At 65.0% G+C, this 14,754-nt stretch carries 9 protein-coding genes; 3 read left to right on the top strand and 6 right to left on the bottom strand.

Annotated features, from left to right (window positions below; translation table 11 throughout):
• Positions 1 to 20 precede the first annotated feature (20 nt).
• From EI171_RS17185 to EI171_RS17160, 6 genes are all read right to left on the bottom strand, one after another.
• The gene (locus tag EI171_RS17185) at positions 21 to 995 is read right to left on the bottom strand and encodes a tripartite tricarboxylate transporter substrate binding protein (RefSeq protein WP_038966990.1); all 975 of its coding nucleotides are present in this window, start codon (positions 993 to 995) and stop codon (positions 21 to 23) included.
• Positions 996 to 1,201: 206 nt separating this feature from the next.
• Positions 1,202 to 5,107 (bottom strand): S-layer family protein, encoded by a 3,906-nt coding sequence (locus EI171_RS17180; protein WP_246740565.1) that lies wholly within the window; start codon positions 5,105 to 5,107, stop codon positions 1,202 to 1,204.
• Between the two features lie 531 nt (positions 5,108 to 5,638).
• Entirely contained in the window at positions 5,639 to 6,436 is a 798-nt protein-coding gene (locus EI171_RS17175; RefSeq protein ID WP_161534136.1) for an enoyl-CoA hydratase/isomerase family protein, read from the bottom strand.
• Between the two features lie 41 nt (positions 6,437 to 6,477).
• Positions 6,478 to 7,677, bottom strand: coding sequence for an alanine--glyoxylate aminotransferase family protein (locus tag EI171_RS17170; RefSeq protein WP_028173158.1), 1,200 nt, complete (start codon positions 7,675 to 7,677; stop codon positions 6,478 to 6,480).
• A 117-nt stretch (positions 7,678 to 7,794) separates the two neighbouring features.
• Entirely contained in the window at positions 7,795 to 9,078 is a 1,284-nt protein-coding gene (locus tag EI171_RS17165; protein ID WP_161534134.1) for an MFS transporter, read from the bottom strand.
• A 55-nt stretch (positions 9,079 to 9,133) separates the two neighbouring features.
• Positions 9,134 to 10,336: an alanine--glyoxylate aminotransferase family protein gene (locus EI171_RS17160; RefSeq protein ID WP_371740514.1), complete on the bottom strand. Its 1,203-nt coding sequence runs from the start codon at positions 10,334 to 10,336 to the stop codon at positions 9,134 to 9,136.
• Between the two features lie 133 nt (positions 10,337 to 10,469).
• Here EI171_RS17160 and EI171_RS17155 point away from each other — a divergent pair, with 133 nt between their 5' ends.
• From EI171_RS17155 to EI171_RS17145, 3 genes are all read left to right on the top strand, one after another.
• Positions 10,470 to 11,207, top strand: a complete 738-nt coding sequence (locus tag EI171_RS17155; protein ID WP_161534130.1) for a GntR family transcriptional regulator — start codon at positions 10,470 to 10,472, stop codon at positions 11,205 to 11,207.
• Between the two features lie 103 nt (positions 11,208 to 11,310).
• Complete coding sequence (locus EI171_RS17150) at positions 11,311 to 14,286, top strand: FAD-binding and (Fe-S)-binding domain-containing protein (RefSeq protein ID WP_161534128.1); 2,976 nt, start codon at positions 11,311 to 11,313, stop codon at positions 14,284 to 14,286.
• Positions 14,279 to 14,707, top strand: coding sequence for a heme-binding protein (locus EI171_RS17145; protein ID WP_161534126.1), 429 nt, complete (start codon positions 14,279 to 14,281; stop codon positions 14,705 to 14,707). Before EI171_RS17150 ends, EI171_RS17145 begins: the two co-directional genes overlap by 8 nt.
• Positions 14,708 to 14,754: the final 47 nt, after the last annotated feature.

Below are 14,754 nucleotides of genomic sequence, written 5' to 3'. Positions count from 1 at the left end.
GCGGGGAGAGGCGAAGAAAGCTACTTCGCGACGAATCCGGCTTCGGTCATCAGCGCCTTGTTGGTGGCATCGTCCTCCTCGAGGAATTGCACCATGTCCTTGCCGGTGAGGAAGATCGGCTTCAACGCCTGCTTCTCCATGTAGTCCTTATACTCGGCGGTCTGCGTCACCTTGTGGAACAGCTCGACATAGAAGGCCTGCTGCTCGGCCGTGACCTTGCCGGGCAGGAACATCGCGCGCAGCATCAGATACTGGACGTCGACGCCCTCCTCCTTGCAGGTCGGGATGTCGGCCCAGGACTGCGTGTCCGTCACCTTGCTGGTGTAGGAGATGCGCTCCTTGTCGAACACGCAGAGCGGACGCACCTGGCCGGCGCGCCAGACTTCGAGGTTTTCGGATGGGTTGTTGACGTTGGCCTCGGTGTGGTTGCCGACGAGCTGGGTCGCGGCCTCGCCGCCGGACTTGTAGGGCAGATAGGAGAATTTCGCGCCGGTCTTCTGCTCCAGGAACACGGTCAGCACGTGATCCTCGCGCTTGGAGCCGGTGCCGCCCATCTTGAACGGCGAGCTCGCCGCCTTCGCGGCCTCGACGAATTCCTTCACCGTCTTGGGACCGGCGCTGTTGTCCCACAGCACGAACTGGTCGAGCGCGATCACCGAAACCGGGGTCAGCTCACGCCAGTTGAACGGGATCTTCGCCGACAGCGGCAGCATGTAGATGAGCGAATAGGCGATCAGCACCTTGTTCGGGTCGCCCTCGCTGGACTTCATGTACATCAGCGCTTCCGCGCCCGAGGCGCCGCCCTTGAGCGAGACGACCATCGGCTGCTTCATCAGATTGTTCTTCTGGATCGCGGCCTGCATCATTCGCGCCATCTGGTCGGAAGCACCGCCCGCACCGGCCGCCACCACGATCTCGACCGGTTTGGTCGGCTCCCAGCCGGCAAAAGCCGGCGTGCCACAAAGCGCGGCCGCCAGCGCGATCGTGGCCTTCATTCCATGTCCCACGTGCGTCTTCCCTAATTTCTTGTTCGGATTGGGAATTCAGAGTTGAATTCAGCGCCCATTGTGCTGGCGAATCCGACCGAGTTCAAGCCACCCCGTGGCATCCCCTTTATGACTTTGGAATGAGACCAGCGCCGCAAATGACGCGGGCCCCGTCCGGGGCCCGCGCCTGAAACCTCGAGCCCGGGCGCGACGGACTACACGACCAGTATGTCGTGCTGGTTGAGCAGCACGCCGTTCTGGACGCTGACCACGGCAACCGCCGCTCCTTGCGTCCCGTCGGCGCTGTAATAGAGCGTCTGGTTACCCGTATCGAAATGGAACTGGGAGAAGCCCGAGAACACGTCGTCGCCGGAGGTCTCGAACGTGACGTCCATCCCGGCCGTCAACCCGCCGCCAAAACCGCTCGCGGAGACGGCGATATGATCGTGCTCGGTGGAGTTGTTGAAGTCGCCGATCGTGCTCGGGCCGGACGGCTGGAGGAAGGCGAAGGTGTCGTTGCCACCGCCGCCGGTCATGGCATTGCCGCTGGCCGTGGCGATCAGGGCGTCGTTGCCGCCACCTCCGCTCATCGTCTCGGTCCCGTTGGTGGCGATCAAGATGTCATCACCGCCGGTGCCGGTCAGCGCGGTCGCGCTGGCTGCGTTGTTGATGACGGTCGCGGTTGCGGTGCTGGACGAGGTCGTCGTCCCGTCGAAGGTCGTGTAGCTGAACGAGCCGCCGAGCGTCGCGTCGTCGGTGAAGAAGGCATCCCCGAACTTGACGGCACTGCCGCCGGAGCTCGCCGTGATGCCGCCGAGCGAAAGGTGATCGATGGTGTCGGGGTCGGTGTCGTTCAGCGCGAGGGCCCAGTTGGGAATCTCGACCGTCGCGCTGGTGCCGACATCGGTGATCACAGTCTCGCTCACCGCGGTCGGCGCATCATTGGTGCCGTCGATGGTGACGGTGATGTCCTGCGTGGTCGATCCGCCATTATTGTCGGCGATCGTCACCAGATAGTCCTGGGTCAGCGTCTGCCCCTGCGCCAGGAACTGGATGTCGGCGTTGTCCACCGTGAAGTGCCAGGCGACGGATCCGGTGCCGCCGGCCTCGCTGACGGGATCGAGCGAGAATGTGCCGACATAGCCGCTGCCGTTCGGCAGGAAGCTCGCGCTGTGCGTATCCCCCGTCTCGGCGTCGGAGAACGACAGCGAGCCCGCCGTGGATTCGGTCGCCGGTCCCGTCGCCGGGCTGACGTTGACGGAATCGAGGATCATGCCGGTGGCATTGTCCTCATAGGAAAACAGCAGTTGCGTCGACGACAGCGAGGCGTCGCCGATGAGATCGAAGGAATAGTGGTTGACGCCGGCCGGCACATGACCAAGCGACAGGATCGTTGCGCCATCCCACGAGACCGAGAACGGCGTGCTGACTCCCTCGGGATCGCCCACGATGTCGAAGCTGACGAAATAATGCTGGCCGGGCGTGGTCGCCACGTTCTGCGACAGCGACTCCGGGCCGCTCGTCGGCAGAAGCTCGACCGAATAATGGCCGAAGCTGCCGCCGAGCTCGAGCTGTTCGACGTGGATGTGGCCGCCGCTCACCGACCAGTTGGCGAAGTTGCCGGTCTCGAAATCGCCATTGAGAATCGCCGGCGGGCCGGCGTCCTCGGTAACCGATCCACTGACATTGGCCGCTGTGACCAGCGGATTGTCGTTGGCGCCGGCGATGTCAAAGGTGAGCGTGGTCGAGGCCTGATGGCCCTGACCGTCATCGACCGTGAAGGTGAACTGGTCGGTGACGTTGTCGCCGGCGAGCAGTGCATCGACCGACGAATCCGCGACATAGCCGTAAGAGCCGTCGGCGTTGAGCACCAGCGTTCCATGCGCGCCCACCACCGACTGACCGACATTGGCGGCGCTGCCGTTGACCTCGGTGACGGTCCGCGGCGTGCTTAGGTCGACCGGCTGCGTGACGTCGAAGATGGCCCCGTTCGCGATTCCCGTGCCGGCGTCCGGGCCTGCGGTGTCGGACGCCGCAATGGTCACCGGTGTCAGGACCAACGGATCGGCCGCGCCGTCGATGGTAACGGTGACGGTTTGGGTCGAATTGATGAAGCCGTCCCAGACGTTGACGTCATATTGCACCGTCAGCGTCTCGCCGACACTGAGGAAGTCGAGATCGGCGTCGGCGATGCTGAACGTCCAGTCGACGCTGCCGGTGCCGGCTCCCGTGGAATCATGCAGCACCGTGGAGAGTGCCGACTGGAGGTCTACCAGCGTCTGCCCCGGGACGGCGAAGGTATTGGCCGACCACACCGCCGAATCCAGCACGACGCTGACCGAGTGCGCGTCCGACAAATCGACGTCGTTGAAGCTCAGCGTTCCCGTGGGCACCGGGCTCGTGGTGTCCTGCGACTGCGAACCGGTGACGCCCGGCTGCTCGGACAGTGCAGCGGATCCCGGTCCGCTCGTGATCACGGGCGCGTCGTTCGCGCCGGTGATGACGACAGAGACGGTCTGTGTCGCGTTGGTCGAGCCGTCGGCGACCTTGATGGTGTAGTTCACCGTCAGCGTCTCATTGAACGCGAGGTAGTCGAGGTCCTTGTCGGCGATCGCGAAATTCCAGTCGATACTGCCGCTGCCGGTGCCCGTGGAATCGTGCAGCGTGGTCGTCAGCGCGGCGGCAAGGTCTGCCTGCGTCGCCGCCGGCGGCGTCGGCCCCGAGGTCGAGCCGAGCGTAACCGTCACGGCATGCGTATCGCTCGTGTCCTGGTCGGTGAAAGCGAGGGTGCCCGCGGGCGTCGTCGGCGTCGTATCGGGTACCGATGAGCCCGTGACGGCGTCCTGCTCGGCCACGGTGGAGAATTCCGGACCGCTGGTGATCGCGACGGGATGGTTGACGCCCAGGATGGTGATGGTGACGTCCTGGGTGGTGGTGCCGCCGTGACCGTCGTCGACCGCGACGTGATAGACGAGCTTGAGCGTCTCGCCCCCGTTGAGGAAATTGGCGGAGGAATTGGGAAATGCGAAATTCCAGTCGACCTCGCCGATCAGATGGCCGGTCGAATCCTGGAGCGCGGTGCCGAACGCGGCCAGGAGCTGCGCATTGGTCAGGGGTATCGCACCGCCACCCGAACGGGTCGCCGTGACCGTCGTCGAGACGGTATGCGCGTCGGCGAGATCGATGTCGGTGAAGAACAGGCTGTCATGCGCGGTGAGATCGCCGGTCGGGCTGACATTGTGATCCTCGACGAGGGCGGCCGATTCCGGGCACGACAGGAACACCGGCTTGTCGTTGGTGCCGACCACGGTCACCGTGACGGTCTGGGTCGAGATCCCGCCGGCGTGGTCGTCGAGCTGTACCGTGTAGGTGATGTCGAGATGCTGGTCCGCCGCGAGATAGTCGAAGGCGAGATCAGGCGCGGAGAAGGTGGTGTTGATGGTGCCGGTCGAGGAGCCGGACGTCTTGACGACGTTGTCGACGTGGAAGAACGCCATCAGCTCGGCGTCGCCAAGCGGGCCCGGCAGCAGGCCTGCCGTAGCGCCGGATGCGGACACGCCGATCACGGTCGCGGTGTGGCCGGTGTTGGCGAGGTCGTCGTCGGTGAAGTTGAGCGCGACGTGAACCGTGTCGGGCGAGAGCGACAGCGTCTGGTTGTCCTGCTCGGTCACGGTCGCTGCCGTCGTCATGTTGATCACAGGCTTGTCGTCGGTGCCGGTGATGGTGATCTTGACGGTCTGGATCGCGAAGCCGCCGTGGTTGTCGGAGACCTTGATGTCGTAGGTCAGGACCAGCGTCTGGTTCTTGGCGAGGAAGTCGAAATCCTGGTCCTGGTCGCTGAAGCTCCATTTGAGCTGGCCCGAGCCGTTTGAATCGCTCAGGATCTGCGATTGCATCGCGGTCTGGAAATGCGCAAGCGAGATCGCGGGGACAACCGTTCCACCAGATACCACCGCGGACTGCAGCGTCGACGACGTCGCATGGGTGTCGGTCTTGTCGCTGTCCTTGAAACTCATCGTTCCCGACAGCGTGTGCAGCGTGGTTGAATCGTTGAGATTGGCGAATTCGGTGAAGCTGCCCGTCGCGGATGACGAGGTGAAAACCGGCGTGTGATTGGTCATGGAAAAATCCCTGCCTGCGTTGCCATGAAAGCGCCGCCGCATGGGAGCGCGGCGGCGTGACTGATCGGTCTGAGAAATCAGACGTGACTCAACGGTCCTGAATCAAAGGCCTTGGCTTAGAGGTCTTGGCTTGTTCGCGAGGCCGTGCCTGGCGTTGGGATGGTCAGCAGCAATGAAATTCTGGCGCGGTTCGCGTCGTCGAAACTACGTCACTACGTTTTCAGTTCAATTTCAGTTCAATGACACCCGGCTGCAGTACGATCGGCCGGGACGCTTCACACAATTCAAGTCGCTCAATTCGACTGGCCTCAAATCACCCAGCCGATCCGCTGTCTCGAAAAACGAGACGGTGGAATGCAACCTTTACGATCTTATGCCCGCGCTCGTCGCGTCGTCAACGTAAACGCGCAGATGCGCGCGCATGCAATTGCGGTTCCGAACGACGGAACCAGTTGAAACATTTGCGACAATTGGAATCGTCTTGGGCTCTTGCGCCGCGTATCGAGCGGCGCAAAGAGCCAAGGACCCGCGCTACTTGCCCTTCCAGACGGGCGTGCGCTTGTTGAGGAAGGCGTCCATGCCCTCGCGGAAATCTTCGCTCATATAGGCCTTGAGGATCAGATCCTCGCCTTCCTCGCGCGACAGCGTGCGGCGGATGCGGCGGACCGCTTCCTTGGTCGCCTCGAGCGTGAGCGGCGCGTGGCTCGCGACGAGCTTTGCGGTCTCGTCGGCGCGACGCTGAAGCGTCTCGACGTCGGGCACCACCTCGTTGAGCAGGCCGAGGGCGAGCGCTTCCGGCGCCTCGACCAGCCGCGCCTTGAAGATCATATCCTTGGTGCGGGCCGGCCCCACCAGCGCGACGACGCGGCTGATGTTGGACATCGACAGGCAGTTGCCGAGCGTACGCGCGATCGGAAAGCCCATTCGCGTCGTCTCAGTCCCGATGCGGAGGTCGCAGCAGGCCGCAATGCCGGCGCCGCCGCCGGTGCAGGCGCCGGCGATCGCCGCGATCACGGGCACGCGGCACTGCTCGAGCGTGCCGAGCACGCGGTCGATGCGGGCCTCGTAATCGAGTGCATCCTGCGCGGTCTTGAACGCACGAAACTGAGAAATGTCGGTGCCGGAGGCGAACGCCTTGTCGCCGGCGCCGGTCAGGATCAGCGCCTTGATCGAGCGGTCGGCGTTGATCTCCAGGCAGATCTCCGCCATGCGGTCATACATGGAGAAGGTCATTGCGTTGCGCGCCTGGGGGCGGTTGAAGGTGATCCGCGCGATGCCGTCCTGGACGGAGTAGAGCAGGTCTTCGTTGGTCGTCGTCGGTGCGTTCATCGCGCGCTCACTTTCTAGGTTAGTTCAGGCCACCTGCGCCTTTAAGCTACTTGGGCCTTGGCCATCGGCACCACATCGCGTCCCTTCAGGACGTCCATGGCCGCCAGCACGCCGCCGCTCCGGTGCGGAATCTTTGCAAGATCCAGGCCCATCTCGACGCCGGCGAGCGTGCCCATCAGCATCAGATCGTTGAAATGGCCGATATGGCCGATGCGGAACACCTTGCCCTTGACCTTGTTCAGGCCGGTGCCGAGCGACATGTCGAAGTTTTCCAGCACCACCTTGCGGAAGGCGTCGGCGTCGTGTCCATCCGGCACGCGCACGCCGGTCAGCGCGGGCGAATGCGCGGCAGGATCGGCGCACTGCGTCTCCAGGCCCCAGACCTTGACCGCGGCGCGGGTCGCCGCGCTGTGGCGCTTGTGGCGGGTCCAGACGTTCTCCAGCCCTTCCTCTTCCAGCATCTTGACCGCTTCGCGCAGGCCGTAGAGCAGATTGGTCGCGGGCGTATAGGGGAAGGTGCCGAGCTTGTTGAAGCTGATGACCTCCTGCCAGTCCCAATAGGAGCGCATGCCCGGGTTGGCCTTGGCGACGGCGAGCGCCTTCTCCGAGACGGCGTTGAAGCCGAGGCCGGGCGGCAGCATCAGACCCTTCTGTGAGCCTGCGACCGAGACGTCGATACCCCAGGCGTCGTGCTCGTATTCCATCGAGCCGAGACCGGAGATGGTGTCGACCATCAGCAGCGCCGGATGCTTGACGCGATCGAGCAGCTTGCGCACCTCCAGCGGCGGCGTCACGCAGCCGGTCGAGGTCTCGTTGTGCACGACGCAGACCGCCTTGATCGTGTGCTGCTTGTCGGCGGCAAGGCGCTGCTCGATCTCGGCGAGATCGGCACCATGGCGCCAGTCGCTCGGGATGAAGTCGACGTCGAGCTTGAACTTGTCGGCGATGCCGCGCCACAGCACGGCGAACTGGCCAGTCTCGCACATCAGGACCTTGTCGCCGGGCGAAAACACGTTGACCATCGCCGCTTCCCAGGCGCCGGTGCCGGACGAGGGGAAGATGATCACGGGCTGCTTGGTGCGGAACACGCGCTGCATCGCGGCAAGCACGCCGAAGCCGAGCTCGGCGAACTCCGGACCGCGATGGTCCAGCGTCGGCATGTCCATCGCCCGCAGCACGCGGTCGGGCACGTTGGTCGGTCCTGGAATCTGTAGGAAATGCCTTCCAGTATGCACGGTCATCGGCGTCCTTCCCGGTCTTGCCTTGATTTTGATGGCCGCCGAATAGCACCATTTGACCGGCTTGTCCCCTCTCCTTAAGGCTCCTCCCATGCACAGGCGGCGGGCCTCCGCCGCCCCCTATTCCGCGGCCACCACCCTTCCGGACGGCAGCCTTCCCTCGGCCTCCGCGAACGGACGCTCCGGATGCATCAGGAAGGCGGAAAAGCCGCCGAGCAGCAGCAGCCCCATCGACATCAGGAACGGCAGGTACCAGTTGCCGGTCACGTCGATCACGAAGCCCGCGACCAGCGGGGAGACGATGGCCGCGAAGGCCGAGCCGGTGTTCATGATTCCCGAGGCGGTCCCCGAATATTTCGGGGCGATGTCCATCGGGATCGACCACATCGGGCCGATCACGAGCTCGGCGCAGAAGAAGCCGGCCGACAGGCACAGCGCGACGATGGTGATGTCGTGGACGAACAGGATCGGAAACAGCGAGAGCAGCGCCCCCGTAAATCCCGCAACGGTGACGCTCAGCCGCGCCAGGCGGACATTACCGGTGCGGTCGAGGATCTTGTCCGACAGCACGCCGCCGACGCTGTCGCCGACCACGCCGGCGAAGAAGACCCCCGAGGCGAACAGCGCCGAGTTCTTGATGTCGAGACTGTAGTTGTTCTTGAAGAACAGCGGCAGCCAGTTGAGATAAAGCCACAGGCACCAGCCGTAGCAGAAATAGGTCAGCGTCACCGGCCACATCCGGCCAAGCAGCGGCCCCCACGGCACGCGCGGCCGCTCGCCGGTCGGGCGCGGCGGCAACGCGGCGAGCTCGGCTTCGGTGATCGAGGCATGTTCTTTCGGCTCGTTGCGGAAGTACCAGACCCAGATCACGCCCCAGATGAGGCTGACGAAGCCGAGCACGACGAAGGCGCCGCGCCAGGTCAGCCAGAGGATCAACAGCGCCACCACGGGCGGCGTCACGGCATTGCCGAGCCGGGCGAAGGAATGGGTCAGGCCTTGCGCAAAACCGCGGCGGTTCGCCGGCGTCCAGTATTGCATCGCGCGCGTCGCGGTGGGGAACGTCGCGCCCTCGCCGAAGCCGAGCGCGAAGCGCGCGACGAACAGCGCGGCGAGACCGTTGACGAAGCCGGTCATGATGGTCGCGGCCGCCCAGATCATGCCGCACCAGAACAGCGTCTTGCGCGGGCCGAAATGATCACCGACCCAGCCGCCGATCACCTGGAACAGCAGATAAGGATAGGCGAAAGCGGAGAAGACGAAGCCGAGCTGGGTGTTCGACAGGCCCAGCTCCTTCTGGATCTCGCTCGCCGCCGTGCCGATGTTCACCCGGTCAACATAGGTGATGAAATACATCGCGCAGAGCATCGCCAAGACAACATGCGTGGCCTTGAACCGAACTCCCATCTCGCCCCTCCCGAATTGCTGTTCTTGTGATTGCTGCTCGCGTGTCCCGCGCGACTTAAGTGCCGACCACCTTCAGATGCGGCGACGCATTGCCCTGCGGGCGCTGCTCCAGAAGCTTCATCGCGACATCGACGCCGCCGGAGCGATGCGGCACGCCCGCAACCGACAGGCCCATCTCCACGCCGGTGAGTGCGCCGAGCAATGTCAGCGCGTTGCATTCGCCGAGATGACCGATGCGGAAGACTTTTCCGGCGACCTTCGACAGGCCCGAGCCGAGCGACATGTTGTAGTTTTCGAGCACGATCTGGCGGAACTGGTCGGCGTCATGTCCCGGCGGCATCAGCACGGCCGTGAGCACCGGTGAGAACTCTGAAGGCTCCTGGCAGAGCACCTCGAGGCCCCAATGATTGACGGCAGCGCGCGTGGCCGCCGCAAGCCGCTGATGCCTGGCGAAGACGTTGTCGAGCCCCTCTTCCAGCAGCATCGCGATCGCCTCGCGCAGGCCATAGAGCAGATTGGTCGCCGGCGTATAGGGGAAGAAGCCTTTTGCGTTCGGCTTCAGCATCTCCTCCCAGTCGAAATAGGAGCGCGGCATCTTGTTGGTCTTCGAAGCTGCGCGTGCCTTCTCCGAGATCGCGTTGAAGCCGAGGCCGGGCGGCAGCATGAAGCCCTTCTGCGAGCAGCTCACGCTGACGTCGACCTTCCATTCGTCGTGGCGGTAGTCGACCGAGCCGAGCGAGGAGATGGTGTCCACCATCAGCAGCGCGGGATGGCCCGTGCGATCAATCGCGGCGCGGATCTCGGCGATGCGGCTGGTCGCGCCGGTCGAGGTCTCGTTGTGCACGACCATGACGGCCTTGATCGCGCGCGCCTTGTCCTCGGTGAGCTTGGCCTCGATCACGGCGGGATCGGCGCCACGGCGCCAGTCGCCGGGAACGAAGTCGACCTCGATGCCGAAGCGGCCCGCCATCTGGCGCCACAGGGTGGCGAAATGGCCGGTCTCGACCATCAGCACCCGGTCGCCCGGCGACAGCGTGTTGACGATCGCGGCCTCCCAGGCGCCGGTCCCCGACGAGGGGAAGATCACCACCGGCCCCGCGGTCTGGAAAATCTCCTGGCTACCCTCGAGCACGGTGCGGCCGAGCTCGCCGAATTCGGCGCTCCGGTGGTCGATGACCGGCATGTCCATGGCGCGCAGGACTCGCTCGGGGACCGGGCTCGGGCCCGGAATCTGAAGGAAATGGCGTCCCTGGTGCATGAAAACCTCCCTGTCTGCGGATTCTGGCCGGCTCTGGCGACTATTTTGCATTCATTCTTTGTCCTTTCAATCGAAATTTGGTATTCGATTGTGGACGTCGACGTGACCAAACGGGCAAACTACTGTGCTGCAAATGAAATCCACGATTCCCGACACCGGGGTTCCGATCGCCCCGCCCGCCGGAAACGGCGGCGACCGCCAGGAGGCATCGCTCCATGGCGAGATCCTGCTGCGGCTGCGCGACTACGTGGTGGAAGGCAACATTCCCGACGGCGCGCGCGTTCCCGAGCGCCAGCTCTGCGAGATGTTCGGCATCTCCCGCACACCCTTGCGCGAGGCGCTCAAAGTGCTCGCCGCCGAAGGCCTGATCGAGCTGCTGCCGAACCGCGGCGCGCGGGTGCGCCAGCTCAGCCAGCGCGACCTCGAGGAGCTGTTCGACGTGATGGCAGGGCTGGAAAGCCTTGCCGGGCGCCTCGCCTGCGAGGCCATTACGGACGAGGAAATCACCGCGATCGAGCAGCTGCATTACGAGATGTACGGCCACTATCTGCACCGCGACATGCACGGCTATTTCCAGACCAACCAGCGCATTCACGAGAGCATCGTCGCGGCCGCGCGCAACGAGACGCTGAAGACGGCCTACGCCAACTTCGCAGGAAGGATCCGCCGCGTCCGCTACTCCGCCAATTTCGCCCGCAAGCGGCAGCGCTGGGCGGAAGCAATGCGCGAGCACGAGGCCATCCTCGACGCGCTGCGCCGCCGCGCCGGCAGCGAACTCAGCGACATCCTGTTCCAGCACCTGCGCAACAAGCGGACGGCCGCGATCGAGCACCTGACCGAGCCCCAAGAGGACGCGCCGGCCTCGCCCTGACGGCGGCCGGCTTGCTCATTTTGAATTCATAATATAATCGGTCATGAACAATAATGAATAACTCAGCAAGGCTGAGCCTCGCTGGGTCAGTCCGGGATCAGGGATGACAAACGCCTCCTCGCTCGAACGGCGCCTGCGGTCGGAATTGACCGGCGACGTCCTGTTCGACCGCTTCAGCCGCGGCCGCTACGCCACCGACGCCTCGTTCTACCAGATCGTGCCGGCCGGCGTGGTCGTGCCCAAGACCATGGACGAGGCGCTGCGGGCCCTGGCGATCGCCCGCGACGAGGGCCGGAAGGTCACCCCGCGCGGCGGCGGCACCTCGCAATGCGGCCAGACCGTCAATGACGGCCTCGTCGTCGATCTCTCAAAGCACCTCAACCGCATCCTGTCGCTCGATGTCGCGAACCGCACCTGCGTGGTCGAGCCCGGCATCGTGCTGGACGACCTCAACCGCCAGCTTAGGAAGTACGGCCTGTGGTTTCCGGTCGACGTCTCCACCGCCTCCCGCGCCACCATCGGCGGCATGGCCGGCAACAATTCCTGCGGCGGCCGCAGCTTGCGCTACGGCACCATGCGCGACAACACGCTGTCGATGGAGGCGGCGCTTGCCGACGGCACGCTCAGCCGCTTCGGCGAGGTGTCGCGCGATCTCTCCGACGTCGAGGCCAGCGACAGCGCGCGCGCCTTGTTTCGCGACATGCTCGATCTCGGCAGCCGCGAGGCCGACGAGATCGCCGCGCGCTTCCCAAAGGTGCAGCGCCGCGTCGGCGGCTATAATCTCGATGCGCTGGTGCCGCGCAACGCGCCGAACAACATGGCGCATCTGCTGGTCGGCTCCGAAGGCACCCTCGCCTTCACCACCAAGGTCGAGCTGAAGCTCTGGCCCGTCATCCGCAACAAGGCGCTGGGCGTCTGCCATTTCGGCAGCTTCTACGAGGCGATGGATGCGGCCCAGCATCTGGTCAAGCTCAAGCCGATCGCGGTCGAGCTGGTCGACCGCACCATGATCGCACTCGGCCGCGACATCGCGATGTTCAGGCCGATCATCTCCGCTGCGATCAAGGGCGATCCGGACGCCGTTCTGGTGGTCGAATTCGCCGAGGAGGATGAGGCGGACAATCTCCTGTGCCTGAAGCAGCTCGGCGAGCTGATGGGCGATCTCGGCTTCGGCTGGAATAACGACACGCGCAAATGGGGCGGCGTGGTCGAGATCACCGAGCCCGCGCTCCAGAGCGGCATCGCCGATTTCCGCGCTGCCGGCCTCAACGTCATGATGTCGATGAAGCAGGAGGGCAAGCCGGTCTCCTTCGTCGAGGACTGCGCCGTGCCGCTGCCGCATCTTGCCGACTACACCGCTAGGCTGAACGAAGTCTTCGCCAGGCATGGCACCAGCGGCACGATGTACGCGCATGCCTCCGAGGGCTGCCTGCATGTGCGCCCGGTGCTGAATTTGAAGCTGGAGAAGGACGTCAAGGCGATGCGCGCCATCGCCGAAGAGGCCTTCGCGCTGGTGCGCGAGTACAAGGGCTCGCATTCCGGCGAGCACGGCGACGGCCTAGTCCGCTCGGAATTCCACGAGACGATGTTCGGCGAGCGTCTTGTCGCGGACTTCAGGGAGGTGAAGCAGCGCTTCGATCCCGATAGCGTCCTCAATCCCGGCAAGATCGTCGATGCCCCGAAGATGGACGACCGCTCGCTGTTCCGCTTCAAGCCCGACTATCGCGTCGCTGAGCTCAAGACAAAACTCGACTGGTCCGCCTATCCCGGCGCCGGCGGCGGTTTCCAGGGCGCGGTCGAGATGTGCAACAACAACGGCGCCTGCCGCAAGCTCGAGGGCGGCGTGATGTGCCCGTCCTACCGCGCCACGCGCAACGAGAAGGACGTGACGCGGGGGCGCGCCAACACCTTGCGGCTCGCGATCTCGGGCCAGCTCGGCGCGGATGCGCTGTCCTCCGACGAAATGATGGAGACGCTAAAGCTCTGCGTCTCCTGCAAGGCCTGCCGCCACGAGTGCCCGACCGGCGTCGACATGGCCAAGATGAAGATCGAGGTGCTCGCCGCACGCGCAGCCACCCACGGCCTGACGCTGCGCGACCGCCTGGTCGGCTATCTCCCGCGCTATGCCGGCCTCGCCTCGCGCCTCGCGCCGCTGGCGAATTTGCGCAATCACAGCCCGCTGCTGCGAAGACTGTTCGAGCGCTTTGCCGGCATCAGCGCGCGCCGGGCGCTACCCGCCTTCCGCAGCGACGTGTTCGCGCCGCCCGCGGAAACGGTCGGCCCGGAGAGCGGCCGTGAGGTCGTGCTGTTCGCCGACACGTTCAATCGCATCTATGAGCGCGAAAATCTCGACGCCGCACTGCGCGTGCTCGCGGCCGGTGGCTATCGTGTGCACCTGCCCAAGCCCGCAAGCGGCACTCGCCCGCTGTGCTGCGGCCGCACCTTCCTCTCGGCGGGTCTCGTCGACGAGGCCAGGTCCGAGCTCGATCGGCTGGTGGCCGCCTTTGCCCCCTTCGCTGCACGTGGCGTGCCGATCGTCGGTCTCGAGCCGAGCTGCCTGCTGACGCTGCGCGACGAGCTTTCGTCGCTGCGCAAGGACGATGACGCCAAGGCCATCAGTGCCCATGCGCTGACCTTCGAGGAATTCCTGGTGCGCGAGGCCCAGGCCGGCCGGCTGCAACTGCCGCTCGGCACCGTCGCCGACAAGGCCGTGGTGCACGGCCATTGCCACCAAAAATCCTTCGGCGCCTTCAAGCCCGTCGAGCAGGTGCTGCGGCTCGTTCCCGGCCTTGAGGTCGAGACCATCGAGTCCAGCTGCTGCGGCATGGCGGGCGCCTTCGGCTATGGCACTGAGACCTATGACGCCTCGATCGAGATGGCCGAGCTGTCGCTGCTGCCCGCCGTGCGGCGCGCAGACGAGGCGACGCTGGTCGTCGCCGACGGCACCTCCTGCCGGCACCAGATCCATGACGGCACCAAGCGCGAAGCGCTTCATGTCGCGCGCGTGCTGGCGATGAGCCTCGATCTCGCCAAGACCAATTCCACTTCTCCAGCTGCAAAGGAACCCAACCATGGCTGAACTCACGCTCGACACCGCCCGCAAGATCCTCGACGCCGCCTTCGCGAAGGCCACCGAGCTGAAGCTGAAGCCGCTCGTCGTCACTATCCTGGACGCGCGCGGCGTGCTCAAGATCGCAGCAGCCCAGGACGGCACCAGCCTGATGCGGGGCGAGATCGCGCACGGCAAGGCCTACGGCGCCCTCGCGATGGGTATGGGTTCGCGCGCGCTGTACCAGCGGGCCCAGGAGCAGGCCTATTTCATCGACTCCGTGAACACGATTGCCAGGGGTGCGCTGGTGCCGGTCCCCGGCGGCGTGCTGATCATGGACGGCACGACGCTGCTCGGCGCCGTCGGCGTGTCCGGCGACACTTCCGACAATGACGAGGCCTGCGCAGTGGCGGGCATCCAGGCAGCGGGACTGAAGCCCAACGCGGGGTAAGGCGCGTCCCATGGCCTCGATGGAGCGAAGCGTAATCCGGGCTACAA

It is taken from the genome of Bradyrhizobium sp. LCT2, from assembly GCF_009931255.1.
GTDB lineage: Bacteria > Pseudomonadota > Alphaproteobacteria > Rhizobiales > Xanthobacteraceae > Bradyrhizobium > Bradyrhizobium diazoefficiens.
Note: the sequence above shows the minus strand (reverse complement) of the source record. Positions and strands in the feature narration are given on the sequence as shown.